Origin of the sequence: Photobacterium ganghwense (assembly GCF_017329545.1) — a bacterium.
Classification (GTDB): domain Bacteria; phylum Pseudomonadota; class Gammaproteobacteria; order Enterobacterales; family Vibrionaceae; genus Photobacterium; species Photobacterium ganghwense.
Genome location: NZ_CP071327.1, coordinates 151,002 through 177,227, shown reverse-complemented (window position 1 = coordinate 177,227; position 26,226 = coordinate 151,002). Strand labels below are relative to the sequence as shown.

Here is a 26,226-nt window from a genome sequence, read left to right as displayed (position 1 = left end):
GTTAAGATACTTCATACCTTTGCCAACACCTTAATCTACACTCGGGGCTAGTTCCAATAAATAGGGGGTGTGTCATATCCTCTAAATAAGTGTGCGTGTACGATAAAGTTGCACTTTCTAATTGAAACTGCCAAATAGTGTATGAATTGTTGCAACTTATCCTTTGTGACGATGCCTTATATCCCATACACGCCACTGATTCGCTTGAATGTGCGCATGAGCGTCACCCTTAAGCTGCGTCAATGTGAAGGTGTTTGAGAAGATGTCACCACTTAAGCAGTAGCTACAGAACTGATGACAGTTTTCATTTAAAAGGGAATAGTCTGTTTGTACGCCTAGCATAGCTTCTGCAATTTGAGCGGTAAACTCGCTACCAATGGCTCTACCTTGCGCATCGCAACTCACGTAAATGGAAAGGGCTGTGGTATCTGCCAGGAATTGGTGAATTGATACGGTTTCGATAAGACCTTTGCCATTACGATGGATGATACGTCCGTCTCCCACGTAGACACCTGAATGTTCAGCATATCCAAATGCGAGATCGCAATATACAATGCTACCTCTGACTGGAGCCTGGGTTGTATGAAAGAGATTATCAGCAAGACTTTTCCCTAATTGAGTTAGCCCTAGTGATCCGTAAGCGTGTCATAAACCCCACATTCTAATCAATCTCGGCACGCCATAAGATCAAATCTCCAACCTCAAGGAGATTTGAAATGGCAAAAAGACTCTCTCATCAAGAATGGCATACCCTATTCGATCAATACGAATCCAGTCATCTGTCTCAACGCGTGTTCTGTGAACAAAATGGGCTGAGCCTTTCAACCTTCCATGCCAAGCGACAGCAACTAAAGTTCATAGAGCAACCTAAGAGCAGTGGATTCGTTAAAGCTGAAGTCGTTGAAAAAACGACACGCTACCAGATGACTCAAACACCGATTGCCAACATGACACTATTGATTAATGACGTTGAACTCAGCATCCCCCAGGGAACACCTGCCTCGTATCTGGCAGAGTTAATCGGAGCACTGTCATGAAGAGAATGCTGAGTGCCCCTAATGTTTACCTGTATCGGGAGTTCGTGGATTTTAGAAAGTCCATTAATGGTCTGGCGGCGATTATTGAATCTGAAACCGATTTACCGCTCGGAAGCGGTGCGCTGTTCCTGTTTACCAATAAACAACGCGATAAAGTCAAAGTCTTGTACTGGGATAAAACGGGCTTCGCTCTGTGGTATAAACGGTTGGAAAAAGCCAAATTCAAATGGCCCACTCAAGAGAAAAAGCAGGTATACACCCTGACTCAATTTGACCTAGACAGACTGTTATCTGGCTTCACTATAATCGGCCATAAGCCGATAAAAATAGACAGTTTTACAATGAGTTAATCTCGATAAAAGTCAGTTATACCAAGCCTTGGAGTGGTATTTTTAGTATAATAAATGCCATGAAAAAGACGCCTGATATTAACCCAGAAAGCCAAGACATCGCCGAGCTTCAAGCTATGGTGAAAGCGTTGATGTCTGAACAAAAAGGCTGGCAAGAAAAGGAGGCTCAATGGCAACAAGAGCGCCAATCCTTAATTGAGCAATTTAAGCTCGCTCTTGACCGCCAGTTCGCTAAACGCTCGGAAGCGTTAAAACCTTATAATGAAGCGCAGGGTGACCTCTTCAATGAAGCGGAATGCGAAGCCGCTAAAGCTGAAGAGGAAGTTGTCACGACAACGACCACCACCAAACGTCGTGGTAAACGTCAACCACTGCCTAAAGACTTACCGCGTGAAATTCTTGTTCTTGACCTTGATGAGCACGATAAGCAATGCCCTTGCTGTCAGCATACTCTCCATAAAATCGGCGAAGACCGCAGTGAAAAGCTGGAGTTCACGCCAGCGGTATTAAAAGTGTTGGAGGTTGTCCGCCCGAAATACGCTTGTCGCCAGTGCGAACAAAAAGCAGAGACGAGCCGTATTCACCAGCAGCCTGCTCCAGAGAGCATCATCCCCAAAAGCTTCGCCACTGAAAGTCTGCTTGCCAACATTATCCTCGGTAAATATCAGTACGCGCTTCCGCTGTATCGTCAGGAAACCCTGTTTACACAGTCGGGTATCGAGTTATCGAGAACCACGATGGCAAGGTGGGTCATCCAGGTGAGCGAAAAGTTCAAACCGCTTTATCAGGCATTAAAAGCACACTTACTTGAGCAAGTGGTGGTCCACGCCGATGAAACACCGCTCAATGTGCTTAAGGAAGACAAGCAATGCTATATGTGGTTGTACTGCTCAGGAGCCGACTCGCCCGAAGCCAGACTCCCTGACATGAAAAACATCGTCTTGTACGACTATCAAAACAGTCGCGCGAGAGCTTGTCCTGAGGACTTCTTAGGCGACTACTCAGGTTATCTGCAAAGTGATGGCTACGGTGCTTATGACGGATTAACCCAAGTCACCAATGTCGGTTGCTTCGCTCACGCACGTCGTAAGTTCATGGATGCGAAAAAACTTCAGGGCAAAGGAAAATCAGGTAAAGCGGATGTGGCGTTAGCAAAAATACAAAAGTTGTACGCACTTGAATCCCGATTAAAACTCGCTTCGGTTGAAGAGCGTTGGTCTGAGAGACAATCCAGAGCCAAACCCATGCTGGATGACCTATATGACTGGTTAACCACGCAGAAAGTCATCGAATCGAGTCCTCTTGGTAAAGCCATAAAGTACACCTTGGGTCAGTGGCCTAAACTGATACGGTATGTTGAAGATGGGCATTTATCTATCGACAACAACCGAGCAGAACGCGCAATCAAATCTCTGGTCATTGGCAGAAAAAATTGGCTCTTCGCCAATAATCCCAATGGTGCCGATGCCAGTGCGCTGTTGTACAGCATCATCGAGACATCAAAAGCTAACGGGCTAATACTCTACGATTACATGGTCAAATGTATGAAAGAGCTGGCAAAGTCTGAGCTTGATATCAACTCACTGCTTCCCTGGAACTTCTCTCATTCAAATTAAAACGCCCCGTGGGATCATGGGGCGCATACCGATATTCGGTAATATCTATGCGTGGCGGTGGGATTTCATGAACTTGATGGCGATAAAACGGCTTGTCACTCATTTCGAGGTCGGTGTCACCACAGCAAGAGCATGTGCTTTCAGGGTAACAATCAACAACTGTATCGGATTCTTTTAGTTCTGAGAGTTGTCGTTTATGCCCTTCGTGACCCTGTTTAGCTCCTCTCGGATTGCGACCACTAGGGCTTTGAGCTTTTTTCGTTCAGCCCGCTCTTTCGGCCCATCGGAAGATGGGGATTTCGAAGAATTAGCGCTGCTGGCTTTTAGCCTATCTTCATAGTGGCGTAATTGCTCCCATAGCTCGGATATTAACGCATTAGCTTCGTTGATGTCCGATGCAATGGGTGGTGTTGATGAGAATTTGGATTTTTTCTTAGTCATGCAGTCAGCATGAACGCTAGGAATGATCACTCAATAGGCAAAGTGGGATCCAGTGCGAATGGTCACGTTTTTTGTGTCAATACGCTGCTGGTGAACGGTTACTCTTCATTTTGTTTAATTTGAGAATGACAGATATGTGTTTTGAATGGAGTTGGTATTAGTCCGCCAGATGGCGAAACCGTACTCACCATTAACTGACTGCGTAAAGTCTCGTTTCCCACTCAGCATACACTCTGTGCCGGCATCGCAGATGTATCCCGTCGGCTTTACCCATTCCCCATTAATGTATTCAGTGTGTTTGGGGTTGCTATTCCCACCATTCCAACTCAGGTATAGTTTTTCATCAAAACCGTTTTGGATTCTTGGATAGGTAACGCCACTCTTGTCATACAGCTCTTTGTATGAAACGAGTTCAGCGCGGTCGAAAACTGCAGTGATCAATTCTTCATTGAGCACTGTATCGTAGTGTTCGTATTGACGGTGAGCCCAAACCAAATGGACCTTGTTGTCATCTGAGGAAGCTACGTTTAGATGACCCGCATGATATGGCTTTGACTCGATTGGCCCTGGACCAATTGGCGTATAATCTGTATCTGAACGATAAAGCCCCTTTACAGATGACCAACCATATTCATCAACTTCTGTATAGAACAGATAATCCCCATTGGGAGTCGTTACACCGGTAAGTGAATCAACAGCTCGTTCTGAAGCAATTAGGTCATGAGAGTTATTTAGGACCAAGCCATTCTCGCTAACACTCAACTGGTACTGAGTGATCAGCTGCTTGCTCACATCCTCATTATATCGCACCGTACTTACTGTATAGTGTCGTTGCTCAGTGTTGAATATGACGGTACCGGCCGCAAATCGGCTGTTGTGACTCAAAGCCAAGTTCTCAGTCGCCTGCCCCTCTTGGTTAAGATACTTGGCCACCAGCTCATAGTGGCTTGCTCCCTCGGTATCAGATTGTCTTTTTTGCCAAGTAACAAAGAAACCCGATCCTTGGGATTGATTAATATGTATGCTTGTGAATGGCCGAGCAGATCCATCGGTGGTGGTATCAATCTCCACCGGCGCAGACCAGCTCCCTGTATTTGGGTTCAGCATGCTGTATACAAGGCTGTAGTCATTGCTGCCATTAGTTCTTTGTTGCCAGATAATCAGTGCGGTACCGTTATCACTGATGGCTTGTCGTACCGTGTGCTGCCAATCTTGGCCTCTTACATCGTCAGTAACACGTACTAACTGCACCATAGGCGTGATGAGCAGACCTGTAGTATTCTCGCTAATGAGTTTGCGATGGTTGGCAACGTCTTCTAGAACACTGATATCGCCTGTAACACTAAATAGCTTGTCAAAACCATTTGGATCATTATTTTTCTCGATCCATGTGGCAAGAAAGTCACCATTTGGATTGGATGACAGTAGTGGACTGTTGGCCACCAGCTGGCCAGTGCTTAACTGGATAGGTTGAGACCAGGTTCTTGGCTGTAGATTAGCTCCTGAGTCACCACCATTATCACCACCAGTGCCGTTGTCGCCTCCGCCATTATCGCCGCCGGCACCATTGTCCCCACCACTGTTATCGCCACCCGTTCCGCTCTCTCCGCCTGGGTTAGTTGTGTTGTCACCATTACCCACCGGGGCGCTTTCACTGCTGCTGCCGCCCCCACCGCAAGCTGTAAGTAACGCTATTAAACTTGCCAGAATCGTCTTTTGGATAGTTTTAGCCATTTTTTGTTTCACTCCCTTGATCAATCATCATTTTGATTACTTGCATAATCTGTTCGGTGCTTTTTAAGCCTTTCATGGGTTGGCTTTGCCCGGTGACGTTATCGACGATGTAACTGGTTGGAGTTGATGTGACCCGAAGCTTACGGGCATCCTGAAGGTCATCTTGGATTGATGCCATGTGACGTCCTTCAGTCATACAAGTGTTGAATGCACTTTGATCCACACCAAATTCAGCCAAGTCACGGCGAATGGTTGTATCTGATATACCTCGACCATTACCACCAGACGCAGAAAAGACATAATCTATATATGCCCAGAACCCTTGATTACCCTTTTGTTCGCTTACGCATTCCGCGGCATGTGCGAGTTTCAGAGCCGCTGGATTATGCATGCCCAGAGGCAAGTGTTTCCATTCCCAGGACACATTACCGCGACTGCTATCGACGATTTCTTTCGGTGTTGAATGGAATTGTTTACAGAAAGGGCATTCAAGATCGGAAAACTCGACGATTGTGAAACGAGCTTTTAGTGACCCGTATATTTTACGGCCATCAGGGACATCGTTATCTGCAGCTTTGTGTGGCGCCAGACGTGAATCAATGACAGATTGAATTGCTTGCTGTTTTTGACTTTCCAATACTTCCAGAATCGTATCGGACACTTCAGACTTCAAAGATGTGTATCGTTGGTCGGCATTCGACTCGATGTTGTTTATACGAGAATCATATTGATCGAATCGGTCGACAATTGTCCAAGTGAAGATACCAAAACCGATGATAAATACGACCAATAAAACCGCGACTAGAATGATTATCGTGTCGCTGTTAATTCTGGAATCTTGAGTGGTAGACATGATCTGCTCCTTATTAGTAAACAGCGACTTCATGTTTTGGTGATAGGAATGCCGAAACTTCAACTTGTGCACGTTGAGTCAGGCGTCGAATGATGTCTTGAGTTGGTGTGTAGTCGACCAAGTTTTCGATGCCTACTTTTTCTTGCGCCACGAATTCCATACTGCCAAGTCCGTCCACAAGGCCGAGCTCTAAGGCCTGCTCGCCGGTCCACATCAGCCCACTGAATACATCGGTGTTTTCTGTCAGCCGGTCACCGCGCCCTTTTTTTACGCTGGCGATGAACTGTTGATGAGTTGTCGCAAGGACATTGCGCCAAAAATTTTCTATTTCTGGTGTCAGAGGGGAAAATGGGTCAAGAAGAGCTTTATTGGCACCGGCAGTAATCGCGCGGCGTTCAACGCCTAATTTCTCCATCAGTCCAGTAAAACCAAAGCCGCTGGTGATCACGCCAATTGAGCCAACGATACTCGCTTTGTCGGCATAGATTTCATCGGTAGCCGATGCAATGTAATAGCCACCGGATGCACACATTTCATCGATAACTGTGTAGATAGGTTTATTGATCTGTGCTTTAAGCTTTTCAATTTCATCATAGATTCGACCGCTATGAACCGGGCTGCCACCAGGGGAGTTGATCCGCAATATAATTGCTTTCGCTTTGGGATTCTGGAAGGCTCCTTTAATCGACTTGATTAAATGGTCGGAATCGGTGAGAGCTCCTGTTGTGATTTCACCTTGTATACGGATGTATGCCACGTGTGGGTCAAGCTTTTCTGCATCGGCCCAGGGGGCTTCGCCAGCACCTTTTGTCATGAACCAAAAAGCGCTAAAAAAAACGAGGACGCTGAGGCTACGTACTAACCTTAGAGCGTAGCGCCAGCGTCTTTCGCTTTTTGCTTCTTTATTAATTTCGGTTACCCATTTTTGAAGTAGTTCTCGTTCCCAGGTAGGGGATTTTTCATCAGTCATAGTGGTTCCCAGCCATGTATAAAGTAAGGAATTGATAAAATCTTTGTGAATAACCAGAACAGTGCAGGCGAACACAGCAGCATTACTAAGAAACAACTCGCGAACAAAGCAAAGTCTTTGAACTTCAATACCCAAGCAATAACGGCAACCGTACCGACAGTAAATTGCAAAAGTAATTCGGCTTGAGGTACAAAGGCCGCTAATGCCAGCATTAATGCGCCCAGAGTAATGGCAAAAAATTCCACTGCATCGGCGTTGTATTGGTATTGAGCCGGATCATTTTGCTTAACCATGGATTGTCTCCTTAAACACTACGGGTAAAATTATCAGTTCGGAATGATTAGTTGGCTTATATATAAACCCACTACGGGTAGATTTAGATTAATGAAATTTTCCACCGCAACGGCATGTTCTTTTCCTTACCCCATTACGCTTGTACCAGTAGTCGATATATAGTTCTGTCAGTTCTTTGTCTGAAAGCAGTTCCACATAATGCCACTTTACCGGTACCCGGGACTGCGGAGAACGCAAAACGGTTCTAATGTACCCATACCTTTTCACGGAATGATTTTTAAAATGGTGCTCTACCATAGGCCTGTATGCCGATAATTGGATGATATCGGACAAATAAACACGATGGCTATCTCTGGATTTAGTGTCAGTTATAACGAGTTGCTTATCTATCAATTCAAAAACTTGATCGACCCGACCGTGCAATGGAACTGGATTTATACAGTGAAGATCTGATTCAGAAAGAAACAGGGATGCTCTTTGCAGTTCAAAGGGTAAGTTTTCTTTTGCCTGCCAGATTTGCTTACTTTTCCTGATATTGAGAAAGTACTTTTCACCGTAAACAACAGCCAATGGTGCCAGTACTAATAAGATCAGAATCTTGATATCGACGTTTAACACTGTCCAGTACTCCGATACAGATATTGTCTAAATAGCCTTCACTAATGTCACTGAGTTCGCTTGAAGTGAAATTATTGTTCAATTCCTTTATTGGCTTGTAGTCGACTTCCTCCAGGTATTGCCCGGATCTAAATACGCCGTGCGGAATTTCATCAACATCACCGAGCCAACGTCGTAACCGGTAATCTACTTTGATACCATTACTTAAGTTAATCCATACATGGGGTGAGATGACAGACTTGCTTGGTAAGTGCTCAACAAACCCAAGTATGACATTGTGTTTTATTCCCATGTATTTTAGTAATGATGAAATGATCATAGACATTTCATTACAGTCCACTGCACAGTCCTCGACTTGTGTAAAAATCAAATCGAGCTCAGCATACTTGCCACAATCAGTCATTTTTATGCCCTTTTAAGTCATCATATTGCTATAGAATTTACGTTAACCTAATAACGTAGAGCGATAATCAACACTTATTTGTACTTTCGCGTTCATGGAAAAAATAGCCTAAATTGATTACCGTGTAATCAAGTTTATACTATTGTAGATTACACGGTAAGCACAAAGTTCAATTTATTAATTTTTGATTGGCCGGTGAAATTTCATTGTTCAAATGTCTTATCCCGACATTACCGTGTAAACTCTATTACTTGAGTTAATCTAATTGCCGTTTGGGAGGTACTGTGGCAGTAGAGAAACGTAAGGCTCAAGTTGCGAAAGCCAGACGTAAGCACCATCAAACTCAGAAACAAAATGAACTGAGCAGATGTGATACCTATGTAACCGCAGATACGGATAAAGGTCTCAATCTAATTAAGGCCCGGTATTCATTGGCTAACAAGGGGCAAGCAATAGATAAAGCCGTAGAATTGGCTCTTACTTTGCTTGATAACGATTAATGCCTGAATACTAGATGAGCATAATGGACCTGATAATTTTCTTAGTCGTAGGGATCTTGGTTAGCGGCATGCTGGTCAAACGATCAATCAACAAAGATCGAGACCCTGATAATAAGATTTCTTATATGACAGGTGTCCGTATAGCGTTCACTCGCGCTGGGATAGCACTCGTAATGGGCTTAATCTTTGGTGTGATCATTTCAAACCTTATAGACCTCGGTTGGGTATCGAAAGAATCCTTTGTCGATAACCCGACTCTTTTTGGTATTTTGGCCTGTGCGGCAGGCCTTATGTCGTTTGCTGCTTATCATCTACTGGTTGGTAAATTTACCGGTGAAGAAACCTCGCTGATCCAGTCATTTCGTTACACCTTGAGAGAATTGGGCATTGCTCTGAAATTCCTTGTCGTAGCATTCATGCTATTGGCGCTCGTTGTACTCGTTTACGATTTTTTTCATTACTTATCGTCTCTACTTTAAACTCATTTGTCAGCGATTGGGGGTGAATATTCCAATGTGTACGGCGAATAAATTCATTTTTTCAGTTATGCAAAACGGCGATTTTCACCCGTTAATTAAATTAATTTATCTATTTCTGAACGCAACCGTCGAGAATTAAAGTTTATTGTCGAGCGTAGTTGTTTTTCAATTCTATTATGATGCTCTTTGTTCCGTCGTATAGTTCGACCATAATAATTTCTCTTATTTTGCTGAGTTGTTTTTCCACTATTAAAATATACTCACCTGCCTCAGCCAGTCTCGACGCATTTTGCAAGCACTTAATTAGGTTTCGTGTATAATCATTTTTGGTTACATTTATCACGGATTTAGAATGACTCAAGTTAGGCACGCAAAGACAGACACGGTAAAAGAACTGGATTGTCATTTCGGAGAAGAGGCGAAGAAGATGATCAGGGTGGCGATGATTAAGGCTGACACTGATTATCAAGGGCTTGCCGCATTGTTGACAGCTGCAGGCCGCCCAATTACCACCCAAGGATTGCGCAACAAAGTAAGCGGAGGGAAATATTCAGCCGCTTGGTTTATGCATGTGCTTGCTTTGCTGAACTACAAGATGGGTCAATAAACACCAGTACCTTTGGTGCTGGTTTTGCCGTTAACTATCATTACCTTATTCTTAATTCTCTTTTCGTAAGATTTTGCGTACTCAGGCATCATAATTACCCCGTAAGCTGGCATTTTCTCGTTGCTGCTTTCGTGCTTGCTGAATCAAGGCCTGAATAGGCATGGCGAGCTTCTTTGCGATGATTTCAGCACTTACCGGCTTGTTTTCGATTACCACTCCCTCTTTGTCGACTAAATCGGCGAAGAATACTGTCTGGCCAGGGAAGTGGGGGATTGACTTCCATGCATCGTTAACGTGTTGCTGAGTCGTGAAGCGTGCTCCACCCAGCGCAATGTGTAAATTGTATTGTTCGTCGGTCATTGTAAACGTGATGTAGCCTTCTGATGCTTGCATATCAAACTCCAAACTCTATGCCAAAGGACCATTGTTAGATACAGTATTTGTAAGTGAGATAATTACCATTTCCGATGCCTATTGATACCGTACCAGCGCCACAGTCAAAATTACTATCGTAAGTACCGTGATGGAAAATATGGCGGAATCTGTAGCCTGGTTCTTTTTGCTTCTTACCGTTGGGGGTAGTTGTTACCTCCGCGGCTATGAGTTGTACGTCTTCAATGTGTTCGCGGATACTGGTTGCCAGCGCCGGTTTAACCCTTTTCAGTATTTTTTCGAGCTTTCTATAGGGCGCTTCCGTTTCCTCGCGAATCGCCAGGTGTAGCTGTTGCCGCTCGGCATCTGTGAAGGTGTAATCACTAGGCATTGTTGACTGTGTTATCGTTGATTGTTTGTTACTCATAGCTATTTTGCTCCCTGTTGCAAAAATGTTTGACTATCACCCGTTACTTTTTCTATGCGGCGAATATGTGTTGCTAGAATATACAACTCCGCACAAGCATCCCGTTCGTGCCGAATGAACTCATTTGGTTCCATTTTTGCGTACAGATGATCTTGGGGAGTTATCCCTTTGATGACTTTTACGCTGTGCCCATTCGATTCCAAAAGCCCCCAGCCTTCAGGTATGACATCAGCATCCAATAGTGCTGGTGGCGTCATGTACCACCGAACCATCCCGATCCCACCACCGTGCTGGCGGAATTTTTTCTTTTGGTCAGCGCGAAAATCTTGGACAGATACTTTGACTTCAATAAGAAAAGTAATGCCGTCTTTTATCCCAAACGCATCGGGATATTCCCCCGCAGGGGTATCAAGTTCTTTAAAGGCACACTGACACTTTATTGTGTTTTTTAGCCAGCGCTTGGCCCTTTCGCTCAGCGCGTCATGCAATAGGGAGGGCATTATGGCACTTCCTTGGCCAGAGCTTCGGCGTCCTGTGGTGGCGTGTAACCCACGATTTCATCAGCTAATGCATACAGAGTCACACGATAGGCTGCCAATTCAGACTTTGGCAGATTTGCAGGTTCATAGAGGGCTTGGTCTTGCAGGGCTAATCGGGCATGTTTGCGAGCAAGATGCTCCCCCTCGCTCATCTCGTTTGGCTGCTGAGAACGCATTATTGATAGTCCTTTCGTTGGTGTAACCAAATTTGGCCGTTACTTGGTAAGGAGTGGGGTGCCGGGTTTCCACCAGCTGCCAGGCTGTTCAGGCCTGTCTGACTCGTATCCCTCAGTTTCGTCATGAGCTCTGCTGATTCGTCATGAGCTCTGCTGATTCGTATCTGTCACTTCTTAATACTTCGCGTGCTGCTCATGACCGAACTGCGAAGCATGTGTAATTCAACATTTACCATAGGCGATTAGCCTATGTTTGTAATCTACAATAGTTATAAAATAACCATATTTGATTAATATGCAAGCTGTATCATTATAATTTAGAGCGCTTGGGTGTGGGCTGGTAAGATCAAAACAGACTATAGCCAATACTGATTAAAAGGAGATGTAGGGTGTTGAATGGATTCGTTATAGTGATTGTGTTGGCTATCACCTTGAGTACAGGTGCGACGGCCGATGAGATTACAGATAAATCAGAGTTGCCACCGATACCTTTATCAAGTCCGAAGGATTATGACTACATAGGGAAGGCTTACCAATGCAAAATGCGGAGTGCCGCCGGTTATGCGTATTCTGAGGGGATTTGGGTGCTGACGAATTTTACGTTTCTAAATATACGTTCGTGATTCGTCGTATCAGTCCTGACGACATTTCGGACCCTGGCGAAACCATTGGAATGGTGATGGCGAAATGGGCATAGGCTCCTGCGAAGAGATTTAGTCATTTATACAAGAACGGCAGCCTTACGCTGCCGTTGTTTGATTGTGACACTGAACGGCGATTAAACTATCGGGCCTGTCGCTCAACCCTAAATTTTGCCACGAACACTTCGGCACACGTTGGCTATAAGCTCAATGAATTTATCGTGCTCATACAGCTCCTGCATGAGCGTGATGGGCTGGTTTCTTAATGTGTCGCTACGCAATATTTTATCCCAATCGAGTTTCAAATGATCAGCATTCGGTCCATAGACATTCTTTATCTCTTTGAGAAACTCATGTGCCAGGAGTCCTTGGCCTATTGCCGTAGGGTGAACTTTCTCCACCGTTGAAAAGCCTGTGTCCAGTATTGATTCAGTGCTCTCTAGTCTGATTTATCTTATCCCGATTCTTGCTAGAGCGGCCGTTCTTTTAGGTTATTCGAGTCATACTTCTCTACAAGGCTCGTTCCGTTGTAGAAAAGTTGCCAAATCTGTCCTTATACGGACATAAATAACCTATAATAATAGTTAAAGATGTATGCTCTCACATAACTACACGTCGCATAACGTTAGCGATAAAAAGAGCCTAGTAATTAGGGGTTACTGTAGAGCTTGAGATATGAAAGCTAGTATGATTTCTAGCTAATAATTTCTAATTATATTAGAAGTTTAAGTAGAGTTCCCCTATCCTAAGGCAACACTTAGTAACTAATCGTAAACTGCACACAATTTACTCTAGTTGATTAAGCGCTACCTACCTCATTCAATTTTGCATAGGTCAAATTCCTTACCTATAGCCGGAGGGCATGCTCATGCTCCCAAGTAACAATTCTTCAGGAAACCCCTGGGGCGGAGGACAGCAAGATCCTCCACATTTGAAAAAAGCTTTTCATACTATTCTTCAGCACTTCAAGAAAATTCTTATCGGTGGCGGACCATCGAGCTTTTTTTCTCCATTTATTATTTTATTTTTAGCTCTCATTTTATGGTCAACATTTTATACCGTTCCAAGTGATTCTGTCGCTGTCGTACAACGCTTTGGTAAGTATGTAAATAATGTTCCTTCGGGGCTCCACATCAAGGTTCCACTTGGTATTGACACGGTAAAAATAGTTCCAGTTAAACGTCAGTTGAAACAAGAGTTTGGTTTTACGACGCCAGGAGCTAATGATCCTCACCAAAGTCCCAGACTGAACGATCGTCGCCAAGAGACACAAATGGTCACTGGTGATTTAAATGCTGCCCTTGTGGAGTGGGTAGTTCAATATCGAATTTCTGAACCTATTAAGTTTTTGTTCGAAGTCCGGGAACCTAGTGAAACGCTTCGATATGTTTCTGAGTCCGTAATGCGTGAAGTTGTCGGGGATAGAACTGTGGATGAAGTGATCACAATAGGCCGACAAGAAATTGAATATGAAGCGCTTTCAAAAATGCAGGCGCTCTCAACGAAATATGCCTTAGGGATAAGCATTGACCAAGTGCAATTGAAAAACATCAACCCTCCTCAACCTGTTCAGGCATCATTTAACGAAGTGAACCAAGCCCAACAGGAAAAAGAAAAGCTTATTAATGAAGCTCGTCGAGATTACAACAAAGTCATCCCTTTAGCTTTAGGAGAAAAAGATCAAAGGATCAGAGAGGCTGATGGTTATCGGTTAAAAAGAGTGAATGAAGCCGAGGGGGATACAGCGCGATTTAATGCACTATTGTTTGAGTACGTTAAAGCTCCAGAAGTGACCAAACGAAGAATCTACTTAGAAACCATGCAAGCTGTATTACCGAATATTCGGGCCAAAATTATCATTGATGAGCGAGCAAACAATATCTTACCTTTACTTAATCTCAATAAGACACAAGGAGATGCACAATGAAACCGAAAAAAATAGGAGTCATAACCGCATTAGTTCTATGTGTCTCTCTTGGTATATACAACGCACTTTACACCGTGAGTGAAGTACAACAGGTCATTATTACTCAGTTTGGGAAGCCAATAGGAGAACCTGTTGTGGATGCCGGGTTAAAGATAAAAATGCCATTCATTCATGAGATTAACACTATAGACAAAAGAGTGTTGGAGTGGGATGGCAACCCTTCCGATATGCCCACAAAAGATAAGCTGTATATTTCAGTTGATTTATTCGCTCGGTGGCGAATAACCGACCCACTTCAATACTTTTTAAGAATCAAAGATGAGCGTAGTGCACAATCTCGTCTTGACGATATTTTGGGAAGTGAGACGCGAAATGCTGTTGCAAAGCATGAACTAATCGAAATAATTCGTACTAACAAAAACAGAAAACCGTTACGAGATGCCTTATTAAGTGACACTGAAGGAGAGTTAAAAATTGGCACCCTTGTTCCTATTAAAAAAGGGCGTCAACTAGTAGAACAAGAAATATTCTCTGCTGCGTCAGAAAAAATAAAGATATTTGGTATTGAATTGCTCGATATTCGCTTCAAGCGTATTAATTACAATGAAAGTGTTCGCCCTAAAATTTACGAGCGAATGATTAGTGAACGTCGGCAAATCGCGGAACGTTTTTTATCCGAAGGGAATGGGGAAGCTGCGAGGATTCGTGGTGACCGCATCAGAGATTTGAATAAAATCCAGTCTGAAGCCTATCGTGAAGTCGAAGAGATTCGCGGACAAGCTGATGCCAAAGCCGCCGAAATTTATTCGTTAGCTTACAATAAAAGCCCTCAAGCGAGAGACCTTTATGAGTTCACGCGAACAATGCAGTCTTACTCAACTATCATTTCAGAAAATACAACGCTTGTTTTATCTACTAACAGTGACATATTCAAGTTTCTCAATAGCATTGAAGGTAACTTAATACCTACAGTTGAAAACAATGAGTAAAAAAATCCCAATAGCACCAACTAATCCGACTCGATTACCAAAAGAATACATTGATTGGGTTGCTCAACCAGTAAACCGTTTTATACATATTGAATCCGCAGCAGGCATTGTTCTATTTGTTTCAGCAGTACTTGCTGTTTTACTTGCCAATTCAAATCTAAGTGAAGAGTTTGCTCATTTTTGGCAGATTTCGGTAGGGATTACTTTCGGTGATTTAGTCTTTGAGCGTTCTTTGCACAAATGGATAAACGATGCAGGAATGACTTTGTTTTTCTTTCTCATTGCCTTAGAGCTTAAGCGTGAGTTGATGCTAGGTGAACTTCGTAATCCTAAATTAGCTGTACTTTCCATTGCTGCCGCTCTTGGTGGGATGTTGTTGCCTCCTCTTTTCTATTTATTTATCCAATTTGGTGAACCAGGGCATCATGGTTGGGGGACTGTGATGGCGACGGATACCGCATTTGTGATCGGATGCCTAGCGCTCTTAGGACGAAGTATTCCGAGTAGCTTACGAATATTCATGTTATCAATGGCCGTAGTCGATGATATTGGCGCAATCTTTGTTGTGGCTATTGGTTATGGTAATGACATTGAATGGTGGCCCGTCGTTTATGCATTGATAGGTTTTATTATTGTTCGAGGTATGAGCTTCTTGGGAGTTCGCAGTATTGTACTCTTCTCTCTTGTTGGAGGGAATGATATGGTTGTCGGTCGACATGTCTGGTATACATCCGACAATTACTGGTGTGATTCTAGGCTTATTAACCCCCACAAATAAGTGGGTCAGCAAGCAACACCTCTCCACTATTGTGAACTCAATAGTGGCATCATCTCCTATGAAGCAATGGAGCGGAGATAAGATTGAAGGAGAGACTTTAAGGACGGCTGCTGCGGCGGCCCGTGAAACGCTTTCACCGGTCGAGCGCTTAGAAATGTTACTTCATCCTTGGGTCGGGTTTATCATCTTACCACTATTCGCCTTTGCTAACGCTGGGATTTCACTAACCAGTACGAACGCAACCTCTCCAATTACTTTTGTAAACCTCCCCTAAAATAGGGGCATACGCAATTAGAGTTCTCCTGCCTATACTAGGGCAATACGGAGAGCTAACAATGAAAAAATCACGTTACACGGAAACTCAAATCGTTAAGATTTTGAAAGAAGTAGAAGCTGGCAGACTTGTCAAGGAAGTCTGTCGCGAGTATGGCATCGCGGATGCCACCTATTACAACTGGAAAGCCAAGTACGGTGGTATGGAATCTTCTGATATCAAACGCATGAAAGAGCTTGAAGAAGAAAATCGTCGGCTGAAATCCATGTTCGCTGATCTCAGCCTTAAACATCGTATTCTGAAAGACATCATTGAAAAAAAGCTGTGAAGCCAGCGATCAGGCGAGAGCTTGTCAATTATGCCCGAAAGGAGCATGGGGCAAGCCTTCGCGTAGCCTGTCGCGCCGTTGGCATCAGTGACTCAGTCTATCGGTATCAACCGGATACCCGTAGGGATGATCACGTTATCCTGACGCTGCAGGAAGCCGTTGAACAATACCCCGCTTATGGCTTCAACAAGCTGTTCAAAATCCTGCGTCGTTGGGGACACAACTGGAATCACAAGCGTGTTTATCGGCTATATTGCGAGCTGAGTTTGAACAAACGGCGGCGAGGCAAGAAACGTTTGCCAACACGCTGTCCAGAACCGTTAGCGGTTCCTACAACAGCCAATGACTGTTGGTCTATGGATTTTATGAGCGATAGCCTGCTCTGCGGCCGACGCTTCAGGACATTCAATCTCCTTGATGACTTTAATCGTGAAGCATTAGCGATTGAAATTGACCTCAGCTTACCGGCAAAACGAGTTATTCGTGTATTGGAACGAGTGGTCGCCTGGCGGGGTTACCCCAAAAAACTTCGTATGGACAATGGTCCTGAGTTTATTTCTACCGTACTCGCTGAATGGGCTGAAGCACACCATATCCAGCTTGAATTTATACAGCCCGGAAAACCGACACAGAACTCATATGTTGAGCGCTTCAATCGAACCTACCGCGATGAAATCCTGAACATGTATGTATTCAAATCACTGACCGAAGTAAGAGAATTAACAGAAAACTGGATACGTGAATACAACGCAGAACGCCCCCATAATTCGCTGAATGATCTGACGCCATGGGAATATCTGACGCTGCATTCTTCGGCTGGAAACTCTAATTATGGGTGGAACTAATTTGGGGAGGTTTACACTTTTGCTGTCTTTTTGGGTTTTGTTTTTGGCAAGCCTATAGGTATTGTGCTGTTCAGTTGGATATCCGTAAGACTCCGGGTAGCCATGCTTCCAGAAAATATGAATTGGGGAATGATTTTGGGGGGTGGGATGCTAGCTGGCATTGGTTTTACGATGGCATTGTTTATCTCAGAGTTAGCCTATAGCACTGATCAAATTAATGCAGCAAAACTTGGAATTTTCTCAGCTTCCATCTGTTCAGCTTTACTCGGCCTCACTTTTTTACGGTATTTCTCTGTAAGAGAAAAACAGAACAACATCTAAATCTAAATCTGAATCTGAAATGTATAGACAGTCTGCGGTGAAAAAGTACCGCAGACTGCTACACCGTAATCTAAGACGCGAGACTTCACTATGACATTTTAGGGATATTAGCTGTCAGCTGCTTCAGAACATATTGAAGGATACCCCCCGAGTTAAAATACTCCAGTTCCTTAGGGTTATCTATACGAGCAGTAACAGGTATGGTGAGCTCAGCACCTTGCGCTGTTACTACGATAATATTGAGCTCCAATAACGGCTTTATAGGTTCGTGGGGGGCAATAAAAACAGTCTCATTACCCTCTAAAGTCAGTGAATTTAATTCATCTGGTCGCATCAGTTGAAGAGGCAGTATGCCCATACCGACTAAATTACTACGATGAATTCGCTCAAACGATTCCGCGATGACCGCTTTCACATTCAATAACAAACAACCTTTTGCCGCCCAGTCACGACTAGAGCCTGAACCATAGTCTTTGCCAGCAAATATTACCAACGGAACGTTAAGTTCGATTGACCTCCTGCTGGCGTCGTAAATAGGAATGATGGGAGGCGCTTTCTCAGTGGTTGACATGTTACAGTCATCCAGTTTGGTATCGCCGTAACATCGCGTGACACCGCCTATCGTCGGGGAGGCGATTTTGTTTTCCAAACGTACATTTGAAAAAGTCCCACGAACCATGATGTGATGATTTCCTCGGCGTGAACCATAGCTATTAAACTCGTCGGGTGTGATGTTTTTTGAAAGTAGATATTGACCCGCCGGACTATATTCTGAAATGCGGCCTGCTGGTGAAATATGGTCGGTCGTAATTGAATCCCCCAAAATGGCTAATACACGCGCTGATTCAACAGGAAAAGTCGGCGGTGGTATTTCCAAAAAAGGAGGGCGTTGTATGTAAGTGGAGCCTTCGTCCCAAGGGTAGCAGGGGCTATCTTTCATTGACAATTGTTCCCACTCTTCATCACCTTCAGTAATGTCGCTGTAGCTCAATCTAAAGTGGCTCTCATGGACTTGATTTAGCATTTCATCCAGCATGGCTTGGCTTGGCCACAGATCTTTTAGATAGACGGGCTCGTTGTTACTATTGAGCGCAATTGGGTCTTTTTCTAAGTCAATACAGGTCGTACCCGCTAACGCAAATGCGACGACTAAAGGTGGCGAGGCAAGCCAGTTTAGGCTAACAGAGGGGTGTACTCTACCTTCAAAGTTGCGATTACCTGATAATACCGCCGATACATTCAGGCTGTTTTCCGAGATCTCAGTTTCAAGATTGTTTTTTAATGGGCCAGAGTTACCAATGCATGTTGTGCAACCGTATCCAACTCGATGAAATCCCAATAGGTCGAGGTAGTCTTGCAAACCCGTATCATTGAGATATCGAGCGACAGCTAATGAACCGGGGGCGAGAGAAGTTTTGACGTAGCTAGGAACGGTTAACCCTTTTTTAACTGCTGCCTTAGCCACCAAACCCGCAGTCAGCATAACAGCGGGGTTTGACGTGTTAGTGCATGAGGTGATAGCTGCAATGACGACATCACCATGATGTAAGGGTCTGGATGAGCCTGGCTGGCTTGAGTTTGCGGCACCTTCAATAGCACATTGGTCAAGAGTCGCTTGCTTAATAGCGCTGATATTAAGTCTGTCTTGAGGTCGTTTGGGCCCTGCTATTGAGGTACCGATAGCAGATAAATCGACTACAACATTTTCGTCATACTCTGGTGAAGGGCGGTTTGTATCCCACCATAGCTCTTGCTCTAGAGCGTACGCCCGCACTCTATCAATCAGTGAAGAAGGGCGGTTTGTCAGGGTTAAATAGGCGATAGTATTTTCATCAATTGGGAAAAATCCGCAAGTGGCTCCATACTCTGGTGCCATATTGGCAAGCGTTGCTCGGTCTGCCACCGATAGAGTGGCTAAGCCGTCACCATAGTACTCAACGAACTTACCAACCACGCCATGAGACCTTAACCTTTCTGTAATCGTCAAAACCAAATCGGTCGCAGTCACACCGGGACGCAATTGCCCATCAAGACGTACTCCGACAACTCGTGGGATAGCGATATTTAGTGGCTGACCAAGCATTGCAGCTTCGGCTTCTATGCCTCCCACTCCCCAACCCAACACGCCTAACCCGTTTATCATAGTGGTGTGGCTATCGGTTCCTATTACCGTGTCTGGTGTTAACACTCTTTTTTCGTCTTCGCGCACAACTTGAGATAGATATTCCAGATTAACTTGATGGCATATCCCCTTACCGGGAGGGATCACGGTCAAGTTACGGAAGTTTTTTTGTGCCCATTTTAGAAATGTATAACGCTCTCTATTTCGTGCCATTTCATGTGCGCGATTTGTTTGTATCGAAGATTCTGAACCTGATTGATAAACAATTAACGAATGGTCAATGACAAGATCAACCGGACATTTAGGTGTTACATAACTCGGATCTCCGCCTTCTTGAGCTACTGCATCTCTTATTGCGGCTAAATCGACTAAAGCAGGTATCCCAGTATAGTCCTGCATCAATACTCTACTAGGATAGAAACTCAATTCTGATGAATTACCGTTGCTCTCTGAGTCGAGAGCCTTATTTTTAAAGAGCAATGCTTCAATAATTTGAGATGACTCTTTTAAATCAGAGGTTTGTCGCATTACATTTTCAATAAGCAGACGTTTAGTTACGGGAATTTTGGACAGGTTTACTTGATAATCTTGGGCAAGTTTTTTTAATGACCAGTATCTATATTCTGTACCTTTTAAATTCAGTGAACTTAGATATGTTTGGCGCCATGTTTTCTCGTTGGTGGGTATCATGATTTGTTTCCTTTCAATGATGGTTGACCTTTATAAAAGGCACCTCCTTGTCATAGACTGTTTTCTGGGACACTTTTATATTTCCCATATCCAAATAGCTTTGATCAGCTGAAAATCTATAACCTGAAAGGATCAGAGTTGAATTTCGAAAAGAAGGAAGAAGTTGGAATGGACTTTTACCATCAAACAATAACTAGACAAAAAATGAAGGCAAAGCTATTGATTGCTATGCCTTCTGCCGTATCTAGATGAGAGCCACGTTTGTTGCGTGCGGTCCTTTCTCACCTGGTTCAACTTCAAAACTTACTTTTTGCCCTTCCAGCAGGGTCTTAAACCCATCAGACGAAATCGAACGGAAATGGACAAAAATATCCTTGCCATCACTATCTTTGGTGATAAATCCAAAGCCTTTATTCTCGTTAAACCATTTTACTGATCCAGTTTCTCTGTCAGACATATATACCTCGACTAATCCTATAGGTTAAGGCTCTGGTAACTAGAGCTATTTCATAGTCACTCAAGAGGGCTGTCGCAGAAGTTAAACGAAAAATTTCGAAAATAACTGTGAAAGGAAACTTGTTTTATAATGAAAAAAATAACTCAAATTCGCGGAGCTACTTTAAGTATAAGCCTTAAATTGAAAATAGTTAGTTTAGTCTTCGGTCATATTTTAATTTGGCTGTAATGTTATGATTTAACAAATATTAGTAAGTTTCTAATGCGTTAGCTAACAAAAAATGACTTTATGCCGACTGCGAGCAAATAGCTGGTTTTTGCGATACTTACAATGCTAATTTAACTAGTGCTGTTACTCACTTTTGTCTATTTTATGCTGACTTGTGTAGTATCATTGTTTCTTTCATAGCCAACGTGGATGCGGTGCGAAATTCAGTCAATCATCAAAATAGGATTATATGTGAGCAAGTTACCTAAACCGACACAAAAGCAGAAACAACTTGGTCTTAATCCGAAAGGAAAAAGGATTAAGCGGATACCAGAAGAGTTGAAGAGAAAGGATGTCCGCAAACGAATAGAATATATTGAGGAACAAAAGAAGTGGGATAAGGAATGGGGATTGTGAGTTCAAGAAACCTCTCTGAACTTATCAATACGACACTCCTCATGCATTCTGAAAAACTGAGTAACTTGGAAAGAGACATGCTTGCAGGTTTACTCGACCAACTCTACTGTGAACAGGCTTTGACAGACAAACAAATTAAACTGTGTCAAAGGCTAATACGAAAAACTAATCAAGCCTGTGTATTTATTGATGACACTCCAAACGAACCGTGATTGCTAGGCAATGTCAGTCTTCGATGTTATCAACCCAGCCTTGCTCAAGCGTCAACCGAGTCAGAACTTGATCCATTAAATCTTTGATTTCAATTTGATCAGTACCCTCTGGCGCATGATGCTCTGCTGAGCGCTTTGCGTTCGTTAGGTTTTTCATGAAGATAGCTTCGCTATCCATCACGGCGTGTCTCACGTTGAAGTAAGTGACCTGGTAGGTCGGCATAGTATTATTCCTTCTGTGGGGGCGTGAAGATGTGATGCTTTCAATATAGCACTTTTCATGCTATAGCGTTCTAACTGACTTAGCCTTCTTGATTAAAATTGACTAGTCAACTCACTGATTATCAAGACATATGAACGCAAAGCCTACTTCTCCGCCTTCCAATATGATGATGCGGGTTCGACTCTCGCTGGACGCTCCAAATCCACAAACCAACGCGCACTATGACTGACATTTGTCATCGCTCACCATTGTTTAAGCAACTTAACGCCGCTCTCGCTATGATGTCCCTCCCTGACATGTCGTGGGTGCTAATGATGCATAGAGATTATCTATTGAAGAGCACGGTCTTTCAATGGGCAAATATTGAGCATGCCTTAAGGGGAACAAACAAAATACATGGTGCAACACCCATACTTTTCCTAATACCTAATAGTCTAAATAAAGTAAATTTCCTAACTAACTTTTGTCCAGAAGTGAGTTGAACGAAGCCGCTCCGCGGCAGAAACGAATAAGCACCAACAATCATACTCTTTAGTAACACCATCATGTCGGTGGTGTGTTACTGGAGAGAACACTATGACCCCGTCTGAAAAAGAGCGCTTTAACGACTTATATCAACAACACCTTACCCAACTAAAGCTTCAAGGTAAGCGAGCAAAAACCATCTCTGCATACTCTCTTGCTGTGCGACGTATCACCGAGTACTTTGATCGGTGCCCTGATACCCTGACCATTGAAGACCTGCGACGATATTTCAGCCAACTGATTGGGCAGGTCTCCTGGAGTACGATTAAACTTGACCGCTGTGGGCTTCAATTCTTCTACAAACATACGCTCAACAAACAATGGGAATGGATCGGCATCATCAAGCCTCCGAAAGTAAAACGTCTCCCGAATATCATTTCTCCTGAGCAAGTCGCTCAGATTATTAACACCACCCGTGAACCCCGTTACCGAGTGTTATTCTTAACGTTATACACGATGGGGCTTCGGATTAATGAGGCTCTCAATCTCACCATCTCCGATATCGACAGTCATAATATGCAAGTCCATATTCGCTATGGAAAAGGCGGCAAAGATCGACTGGTACCACTCCCTCACAGAACGCTTCATGCATTACGCCGATACTGGTGTACACACCGACATCCCAAACTGTTATTCCCAAGCAAAGGTAAGTGTTGTGATGTCGCGTTTAATGATCAAGGAGCACAAAAAGCACTTAAACAGGTTGTACAGGAATGTGGTATTCATAAGCGAATTACCCCTCACTCACTCCGACATTGCTTTGCAACCCATCTCCTAGAGCAAGGGATTGACCTGCGTTCACTGCAAATCCTTCTTGGTCATGCGAGTTTAAATACAACGGCTCGTTATACTCAACTCACACAACTCAAGTTACATGATGCTAATCAAGCTCTCAATCAACTGGCTGACCGCCTGCATCTCGACTGGGAGTTGACCGTATGAGCACTTTTATCGACCTGTTGCGCCAACATCGTCACGAGCTTGAACAAGACTATGGTCATCACTTTAACAGCGATATCAAGCGAGCCATCTCCGCCATGTTACGGTGTAAAACAGATAAACAAGGACTCTCGCAGTGGTATTGCTCCCACTGCCACTATGATGACCGTCTCACTCTCTCGTGTGGAAATCGTCACTGCCCGCAATGTCAGCATCGTACAACATCAGACTGGCTTGAAAGGCAGAAAAGTAAGCTGCTTCCAGTTCATTACTACATGGTAACCTTCACATTACCTTATGAACTGAGAAGCTTAGCTTGCTCTGCTCCCCGAGCACTTTATCAAACCATGTTCCGCGTAGCTTCATCTACGTTAAAAGACTTTGCTCACAGGCAAACCCAAGGTGAACTGGGGTTTACTATCGTCCTTCATACACACAGCCGAAAGCGAGATCTACATCCTCACTTGCACGTTATTGTTGCGGGAGGGCAATATGATGCAAAGAGGCATCAGTGGTTTAAAGGGAAAAAGAATTACCTGTTTAATGAGTTCGCCCTCGCCAAGGTCTGGCGTGCTCGAATGCTAGAATCCATCAATCAGACAATACCTGCGGTTTTACCCCGAGATGTTCCCTCAAAATGGGTCGTAGACTGTCGGTGTGTTGGGTATGGGTTACCTGCTCTGCAATATCTGTCGCGCTATCTCTACCGTGGAGTCTTGCCAGACAAAGACATCAAATCTGTCACAGAGAATGAAGTCACCTTCGAATATGTAGATGGCAAAACGAAACAACAAAGATCCCGAACACTTCCGATAACACAGTTCCTATGGTTGATACTTCAACATGTTTTACCCAAAGGTCTTCAGCGAGTCAGAGACTATGGTTTTCTTCGCGGAAACGCCCATCAACTCTGCCTACAAATCCAGTTACTGTTTTTATCTGCAAGCAAACTTTACCGCCCTGTATCTAGGACAGAACAGTCGAAAGTGGTACGTAGTTGCCCTTGTTGCCATCATGAAATGGCTTGTGTTGGAGTGAGCCGACCGAGTTAGCCGAAAGGCAGAAAGAATAAGGATAATGGAGACAGTCATGACAGAAGGGTCGCCTATGAATAGAGCTTAACAGACTGTTCAACTTAAGGTGTGAAGCTATCAGGCCTCACATCATGACACCGTTCGCTTCAAGAAAAGTTACATTTTATCTAAACGCTAAACTCATCAGACACAATTTACATATAAAGAAGAGGCTCGGGCTTGTTCAACTCTGAATAAAGCTGTCGGCTGCGCGACAGCTATTCTTATTTGTTGTAATGGTGCCGAGTGTAGATTTACGATCAGTATGAGTTAGTACAACTCAAGTACGGCTCTCGGCAATCTAACGGTAGCTAAAATCTTAAAAATAAAAGGCTGGTCGAAACCACAATGCTGATCAGTTAAGGAGCTGTTGACTGATCCTTCTGATAAGTCAGAATCGGAAATCATTCATTGATTTCCGATTTTTTTATGCCAATTACTGCCTACCTGAGTGATTTTCTTGAAGAGTCACCTGTCGATATTTCCCAGCTCACGACATTCTCTGAGCATATCCCTTCAGAGTGGATTGCCGCGGCTGCATCTTTGTCGACTCAAGCGACCATCAGACGCCGAAGGTTACCCAGCGATATGGTTCTTTGGTTAATCGTGGGGATGGCATTCTTCAGAAATGAGCCGATTGCGGAGGTGGCTCGTAGAATGAACATCTGCGCTGAAGGACTGGCTGACGAAGCGCTTCTTGCTAAAAGCGCGCTGACTCAAGCACGTCAACGGCTTGGGTCGGAGGCCCCTAAGTGGTTGTTTAAACAGTGCAGTGATGTATGGGGAAAAGAAAGGTATCCCGGCGATGACTGGCATGGCCTTCAGGTTTTTGCTGTGGATGGCGCGTTATTCAGAACAGCTGATACTCCAGAGCTTCGCGAACACTTCGGCTCGGGAAACACCTCGACTCAACGACAGACGCCATACCCTGTTCTCCGTCTTGTCACCATGATGAATGTGCGCTCCCACATCATCATCGATGCAGATATCAGCCCCTTCCGTCGAGGTGAAATACCGCTTGCCCAGCCCTTCATTCATGCTCTCCCCGATAACTCGGTCACGCTGCTGGATAAAGGGTTTTATGGTGCAGACTTGTTACTGAGCTTATCCGCGAGCGGTGTTAACCGACATTGGCTTATTCCGGCGAGAAAGGGCTTGGTCTACACACTGCTCGATGAAGAAGAAACCCATGATAATCTGATTGAAATGAAGGTCTCCCCTCAGGCACGAAAAAAGAACCCAAGTCTGCCAGAGAAATGGCAAGTGAGGTCGGTGACTTACGAGATTGATGGAAAAGAAAAGACGGTGTTTACCTCGCTGCCACGGGAGAAGTACAGCGCAGAGCAAGTCGCCACACTCTATCATGAACGTTGGGAGATAGAGCTGGGCTATCGGGATATCAAAAGCTCAATGCAACACAATGCCCTGACGTTAAGAAGTAAAACTGTAGAGCTCGTTTATCAGGAGTTATGGGGGCTGCTGCTTGGATATAACTTGGTGAGGAGAGAAGCAAGCCAAGCCGCGGTGGCTCATGGCCGTGCACCGAACGAAATAAGCTTCAAGTACGCGTGCCAGTATATCTCGAGTCAACTGAGGATAATGAGAAACGCCTTATCACCGGGAAATACGCCTAAAAGACTCCAAGCTCTGCGAGGGGATTTGTCTGTTCTCTTCATAGAAAAACGCCCCAGGTCATCAAGACCTAGGGCGGTTAAAATATTAAAGACCCGATATCCAGTTAATCGCAATGCCGCCCCGCTTAAGTGAACTGCATTGTGGTCGAAACCAGCCTTTTTTATGTGTTTCATTTATTAGGCGTCCAGAAGTTCTTTGACTTTTTGG

27 protein-coding genes and 2 pseudogenes are annotated in these 26,226 nt (G+C 44.1%); 15 read left to right on the top strand and 14 right to left on the bottom strand.

All coding sequences use genetic code 11. From position 1 onward, the window contains the following. Nucleotides 1-156: 156 nt before the first annotated feature. Entirely contained in the window at nucleotides 157-504 is a 348-nt protein-coding gene (locus tag FH974_RS26045; protein ID WP_207104342.1) for a lecithin retinol acyltransferase family protein, read from the bottom strand. Nucleotides 505-716: 212 nt separating this feature from the next. Here FH974_RS26045 and tnpA point away from each other — a divergent pair, with 212 nt between their 5' ends. The 3 genes from tnpA to tnpC are packed head-to-tail and all read left to right on the top strand — an operon-like array spanning nucleotide 717 to nucleotide 3,003. Then, on the top strand, nucleotides 717-1,037 hold the full coding sequence (gene tnpA / locus FH974_RS26040; protein WP_081245520.1) for an IS66 family insertion sequence element accessory protein TnpA: 321 nt from the start codon (nucleotides 717-719) through the stop codon (nucleotides 1,035-1,037). After that, nucleotides 1,034-1,387, top strand: a complete 354-nt coding sequence (tnpB, locus tag FH974_RS26035; RefSeq protein ID WP_136677075.1) for an IS66 family insertion sequence element accessory protein TnpB — start codon at nucleotides 1,034-1,036, stop codon at nucleotides 1,385-1,387. The genes tnpA and tnpB overlap by 4 nt, the downstream gene beginning before the upstream one ends. 59 nt (nucleotides 1,388-1,446) lie before the next feature. Continuing rightward, complete coding sequence (tnpC, locus tag FH974_RS26030; RefSeq protein WP_207104341.1) at nucleotides 1,447-3,003, top strand: IS66 family transposase; 1,557 nt, start codon at nucleotides 1,447-1,449, stop codon at nucleotides 3,001-3,003. Nucleotides 3,004-3,177: 174 nt separating this feature from the next. Here tnpC and FH974_RS26510 read toward each other — a convergent pair whose 3' ends face one another. The 6 genes from FH974_RS26510 to FH974_RS26000 form a co-directional block, all read right to left on the bottom strand. Beyond that, on the bottom strand, nucleotides 3,178-3,444 hold the full coding sequence (locus FH974_RS26510; RefSeq protein WP_422894373.1) for a DUF6444 domain-containing protein: 267 nt from the start codon (nucleotides 3,442-3,444) through the stop codon (nucleotides 3,178-3,180). Between the two features lie 114 nt (nucleotides 3,445-3,558). Next, nucleotides 3,559-5,178 (bottom strand): hypothetical protein, encoded by a 1,620-nt coding sequence (locus FH974_RS26020; protein WP_207104340.1) that lies wholly within the window; start codon nucleotides 5,176-5,178, stop codon nucleotides 3,559-3,561. Then, the gene (locus FH974_RS26015) at nucleotides 5,171-6,031 is read right to left on the bottom strand and encodes a DsbA family protein (RefSeq protein WP_207104339.1); all 861 of its coding nucleotides are present in this window, start codon (nucleotides 6,029-6,031) and stop codon (nucleotides 5,171-5,173) included. The genes FH974_RS26020 and FH974_RS26015 overlap by 8 nt, the downstream gene beginning before the upstream one ends. A gap of 13 nt (nucleotides 6,032-6,044) precedes the next feature. Then, nucleotides 6,045-7,001: a signal peptide peptidase SppA gene (sppA, locus tag FH974_RS26010; protein ID WP_207104338.1), complete on the bottom strand. Its 957-nt coding sequence runs from the start codon at nucleotides 6,999-7,001 to the stop codon at nucleotides 6,045-6,047. Continuing rightward, nucleotides 6,998-7,294 (bottom strand): hypothetical protein, encoded by a 297-nt coding sequence (locus FH974_RS26005; protein ID WP_207104337.1) that lies wholly within the window; start codon nucleotides 7,292-7,294, stop codon nucleotides 6,998-7,000. The genes sppA and FH974_RS26005 overlap by 4 nt, the downstream gene beginning before the upstream one ends. A gap of 551 nt (nucleotides 7,295-7,845) precedes the next feature. Beyond that, entirely contained in the window at nucleotides 7,846-8,232 is a 387-nt protein-coding gene (locus FH974_RS26000; protein ID WP_207104336.1) for a hypothetical protein, read from the bottom strand. Nucleotides 8,233-8,600: 368 nt separating this feature from the next. On the opposite strand from FH974_RS26000, the gene FH974_RS25995 reads away from it, so the two are divergent. The 3 genes from FH974_RS25995 to FH974_RS25985 all read left to right on the top strand — a co-directional run bounded on the left by FH974_RS25995 (nucleotide 8,601) and on the right by FH974_RS25985 (nucleotide 9,902). After that, on the top strand, nucleotides 8,601-8,816 hold the full coding sequence (locus FH974_RS25995) for a hypothetical protein (protein WP_207104335.1): 216 nt from the start codon (nucleotides 8,601-8,603) through the stop codon (nucleotides 8,814-8,816). 23 nt (nucleotides 8,817-8,839) lie between these two features. After that, on the top strand, nucleotides 8,840-9,295 hold the full coding sequence (locus tag FH974_RS25990) for a hypothetical protein (protein WP_207104334.1): 456 nt from the start codon (nucleotides 8,840-8,842) through the stop codon (nucleotides 9,293-9,295). A gap of 352 nt (nucleotides 9,296-9,647) precedes the next feature. Then, nucleotides 9,648-9,902 carry a DUF6471 domain-containing protein gene (locus FH974_RS25985; protein WP_207104333.1) on the top strand — a complete coding sequence of 85 codons (255 nt, stop codon included), beginning with the start codon at nucleotides 9,648-9,650 and terminating at the stop codon, nucleotides 9,900-9,902. An 81-nt stretch (nucleotides 9,903-9,983) separates the two neighbouring features. Here FH974_RS25985 and FH974_RS25980 read toward each other — a convergent pair whose 3' ends face one another. Genes FH974_RS25980 through FH974_RS25965 form a run of 4 tightly spaced genes read right to left on the bottom strand, consistent with a single transcriptional unit; the run spans nucleotide 9,984 to nucleotide 11,416 of the window. Beyond that, on the bottom strand, nucleotides 9,984-10,295 hold the full coding sequence (locus FH974_RS25980) for a hypothetical protein (protein WP_207104332.1): 312 nt from the start codon (nucleotides 10,293-10,295) through the stop codon (nucleotides 9,984-9,986). Between the two features lie 34 nt (nucleotides 10,296-10,329). After that, nucleotides 10,330-10,701: a hypothetical protein gene (locus FH974_RS25975; protein WP_207104331.1), complete on the bottom strand. Its 372-nt coding sequence runs from the start codon at nucleotides 10,699-10,701 to the stop codon at nucleotides 10,330-10,332. Between the two features lie 2 nt (nucleotides 10,702-10,703). Further along, the gene (locus FH974_RS25970) at nucleotides 10,704-11,201 is read right to left on the bottom strand and encodes an MmcB family DNA repair protein (protein ID WP_207104330.1); all 498 of its coding nucleotides are present in this window, start codon (nucleotides 11,199-11,201) and stop codon (nucleotides 10,704-10,706) included. After that, nucleotides 11,201-11,416 carry a hypothetical protein gene (locus FH974_RS25965; protein WP_207104329.1) on the bottom strand — a complete coding sequence of 72 codons (216 nt, stop codon included), beginning with the start codon at nucleotides 11,414-11,416 and terminating at the stop codon, nucleotides 11,201-11,203. The genes FH974_RS25970 and FH974_RS25965 overlap by 1 nt, the downstream gene beginning before the upstream one ends. A gap of 1,509 nt (nucleotides 11,417-12,925) precedes the next feature. Here FH974_RS25965 and hflK point away from each other — a divergent pair. The 5 genes and pseudogenes from hflK to FH974_RS25940 all read left to right on the top strand — a co-directional run. Next, complete coding sequence (gene hflK / locus FH974_RS25960; protein ID WP_005379004.1) at nucleotides 12,926-13,984, top strand: FtsH protease activity modulator HflK; 1,059 nt, start codon at nucleotides 12,926-12,928, stop codon at nucleotides 13,982-13,984. After that, entirely contained in the window at nucleotides 13,981-14,973 is a 993-nt protein-coding gene (gene hflC / locus FH974_RS25955; protein WP_207104328.1) for a protease modulator HflC, read from the top strand. The genes hflK and hflC overlap by 4 nt, the downstream gene beginning before the upstream one ends. Beyond that, nucleotides 14,966-16,010, top strand: a pseudogene (gene nhaA / locus FH974_RS25950) (Na+/H+ antiporter NhaA); the annotation flags it as partial. The gene hflC and the pseudogene nhaA, both read left to right, overlap by 8 nt. Nucleotides 16,011-16,086: 76 nt before the next feature. After that, nucleotides 16,087-17,198 (top strand): IS3 family transposase gene (locus FH974_RS25945; protein WP_207104327.1). Its coding sequence is split into 2 segments (ribosomal slippage): nucleotides 16,087-16,348 and nucleotides 16,348-17,198, totalling 1,113 coding nucleotides; the frame shifts between segments, so codons are not numbered across the junction. A 15-nt stretch (nucleotides 17,199-17,213) separates the two neighbouring features. Next, a pseudogene (locus FH974_RS25940) lies at nucleotides 17,214-17,519 on the top strand (Na+/H+ antiporter NhaA); the annotation flags it as partial. A gap of 88 nt (nucleotides 17,520-17,607) precedes the next feature. On the opposite strand, the gene acnA reads toward FH974_RS25940, so the two are convergent. Then, entirely contained in the window at nucleotides 17,608-20,331 is a 2,724-nt protein-coding gene (acnA, locus tag FH974_RS25935) for an aconitate hydratase AcnA (RefSeq protein WP_207104326.1), read from the bottom strand. Nucleotides 20,332-20,575: 244 nt separating this feature from the next. Further along, complete coding sequence (locus tag FH974_RS25930) at nucleotides 20,576-20,788, bottom strand: cold-shock protein (RefSeq protein WP_005378997.1); 213 nt, start codon at nucleotides 20,786-20,788, stop codon at nucleotides 20,576-20,578. Between the two features lie 459 nt (nucleotides 20,789-21,247). Between FH974_RS25930 and FH974_RS25925 the strand changes: the two genes are divergently transcribed. Further along, on the top strand, nucleotides 21,248-21,412 hold the full coding sequence (locus FH974_RS25925) for a hypothetical protein (protein WP_207104325.1): 165 nt from the start codon (nucleotides 21,248-21,250) through the stop codon (nucleotides 21,410-21,412). A 225-nt stretch (nucleotides 21,413-21,637) separates the two neighbouring features. On the opposite strand, the gene FH974_RS25920 is transcribed toward FH974_RS25925, so the two are convergent. Further along, nucleotides 21,638-21,847: a hypothetical protein gene (locus tag FH974_RS25920; protein ID WP_005378991.1), complete on the bottom strand. Its 210-nt coding sequence runs from the start codon at nucleotides 21,845-21,847 to the stop codon at nucleotides 21,638-21,640. Nucleotides 21,848-22,423: 576 nt separating this feature from the next. Between FH974_RS25920 and FH974_RS25915 the strand changes: the two genes are divergently transcribed. The 3 genes from FH974_RS25915 (at nucleotide 22,424) to FH974_RS25905 (ending at nucleotide 26,151) form a co-directional block, all read left to right on the top strand. Next, nucleotides 22,424-23,314 (top strand): tyrosine-type recombinase/integrase, encoded by an 891-nt coding sequence (locus FH974_RS25915; protein WP_207104324.1) that lies wholly within the window; start codon nucleotides 22,424-22,426, stop codon nucleotides 23,312-23,314. Next, nucleotides 23,311-24,363 (top strand): IS91 family transposase, encoded by a 1,053-nt coding sequence (locus FH974_RS25910; RefSeq protein ID WP_207104323.1) that lies wholly within the window; start codon nucleotides 23,311-23,313, stop codon nucleotides 24,361-24,363. Before FH974_RS25915 ends, FH974_RS25910 begins: the two co-directional genes overlap by 4 nt. Nucleotides 24,364-24,813: 450 nt before the next feature. Beyond that, entirely contained in the window at nucleotides 24,814-26,151 is a 1,338-nt protein-coding gene (locus tag FH974_RS25905) for an IS4 family transposase (protein ID WP_207104444.1), read from the top strand. Nucleotides 26,152-26,226 lie beyond the last annotated feature (75 nt).

Bases quoted from the DNA above. Each gene is read 5' to 3' on its own strand.
- FH974_RS25920 (WP_005378991.1), bottom strand. From the start codon at position 21,847: ATGCCGACCTACCAGGTCACTTACTTCAACGTGAGACACGCCGTGATG.
- FH974_RS25970 (WP_207104330.1), bottom strand. From the start codon at position 11,201: ATGCCCTCCCTATTGCATGACGCGCTGAGCGAAAGGGCCAAGCGCTGG.
- FH974_RS25915 (WP_207104324.1), top strand. From the start codon at position 22,424: ATGACCCCGTCTGAAAAAGAGCGCTTTAACGACTTATATCAACAACAC.
- acnA (WP_207104326.1), bottom strand. From the start codon at position 20,331: ATGATACCCACCAACGAGAAAACATGGCGCCAAACATATCTAAGTTCA.
- sppA (WP_207104338.1), bottom strand. From the start codon at position 7,001: ATGACTGATGAAAAATCCCCTACCTGGGAACGAGAACTACTTCAAAAA.
- FH974_RS25930 (WP_005378997.1), bottom strand. From the start codon at position 20,788: ATGTCTGACAGAGAAACTGGATCAGTAAAATGGTTTAACGAGAATAAA.
- FH974_RS26000 (WP_207104336.1), bottom strand. From the start codon at position 8,232: ATGATCATTTCATCATTACTAAAATACATGGGAATAAAACACAATGTC.
- hflC (WP_207104328.1), top strand. From the start codon at position 13,981: ATGAAACCGAAAAAAATAGGAGTCATAACCGCATTAGTTCTATGTGTC.
- tnpA (WP_081245520.1), top strand. From the start codon at position 717: ATGGCAAAAAGACTCTCTCATCAAGAATGGCATACCCTATTCGATCAA.
- tnpB (WP_136677075.1), top strand. From the start codon at position 1,034: ATGAAGAGAATGCTGAGTGCCCCTAATGTTTACCTGTATCGGGAGTTC.
- FH974_RS26005 (WP_207104337.1), bottom strand. From the start codon at position 7,294: ATGGTTAAGCAAAATGATCCGGCTCAATACCAATACAACGCCGATGCA.
- hflK (WP_005379004.1), top strand. From the start codon at position 12,926: ATGCTCCCAAGTAACAATTCTTCAGGAAACCCCTGGGGCGGAGGACAG.
- FH974_RS26015 (WP_207104339.1), bottom strand. From the start codon at position 6,031: ATGTCTACCACTCAAGATTCCAGAATTAACAGCGACACGATAATCATT.
- tnpC (WP_207104341.1), top strand. From the start codon at position 1,447: ATGAAAAAGACGCCTGATATTAACCCAGAAAGCCAAGACATCGCCGAG.
- FH974_RS26510 (WP_422894373.1), bottom strand. From the start codon at position 3,444: ATGACTAAGAAAAAATCCAAATTCTCATCAACACCACCCATTGCATCG.
- FH974_RS25905 (WP_207104444.1), top strand. From the start codon at position 24,814: ATGCCAATTACTGCCTACCTGAGTGATTTTCTTGAAGAGTCACCTGTC.
- FH974_RS25910 (WP_207104323.1), top strand. From the start codon at position 23,311: ATGAGCACTTTTATCGACCTGTTGCGCCAACATCGTCACGAGCTTGAA.
- FH974_RS25985 (WP_207104333.1), top strand. From the start codon at position 9,648: ATGACTCAAGTTAGGCACGCAAAGACAGACACGGTAAAAGAACTGGAT.
- FH974_RS25965 (WP_207104329.1), bottom strand. From the start codon at position 11,416: ATGCGTTCTCAGCAGCCAAACGAGATGAGCGAGGGGGAGCATCTTGCT.
- FH974_RS25990 (WP_207104334.1), top strand. From the start codon at position 8,840: ATGGACCTGATAATTTTCTTAGTCGTAGGGATCTTGGTTAGCGGCATG.
- FH974_RS25975 (WP_207104331.1), bottom strand. From the start codon at position 10,701: ATGAGTAACAAACAATCAACGATAACACAGTCAACAATGCCTAGTGAT.
- FH974_RS25980 (WP_207104332.1), bottom strand. From the start codon at position 10,295: ATGCAAGCATCAGAAGGCTACATCACGTTTACAATGACCGACGAACAA.
- FH974_RS26020 (WP_207104340.1), bottom strand. From the start codon at position 5,178: ATGGCTAAAACTATCCAAAAGACGATTCTGGCAAGTTTAATAGCGTTA.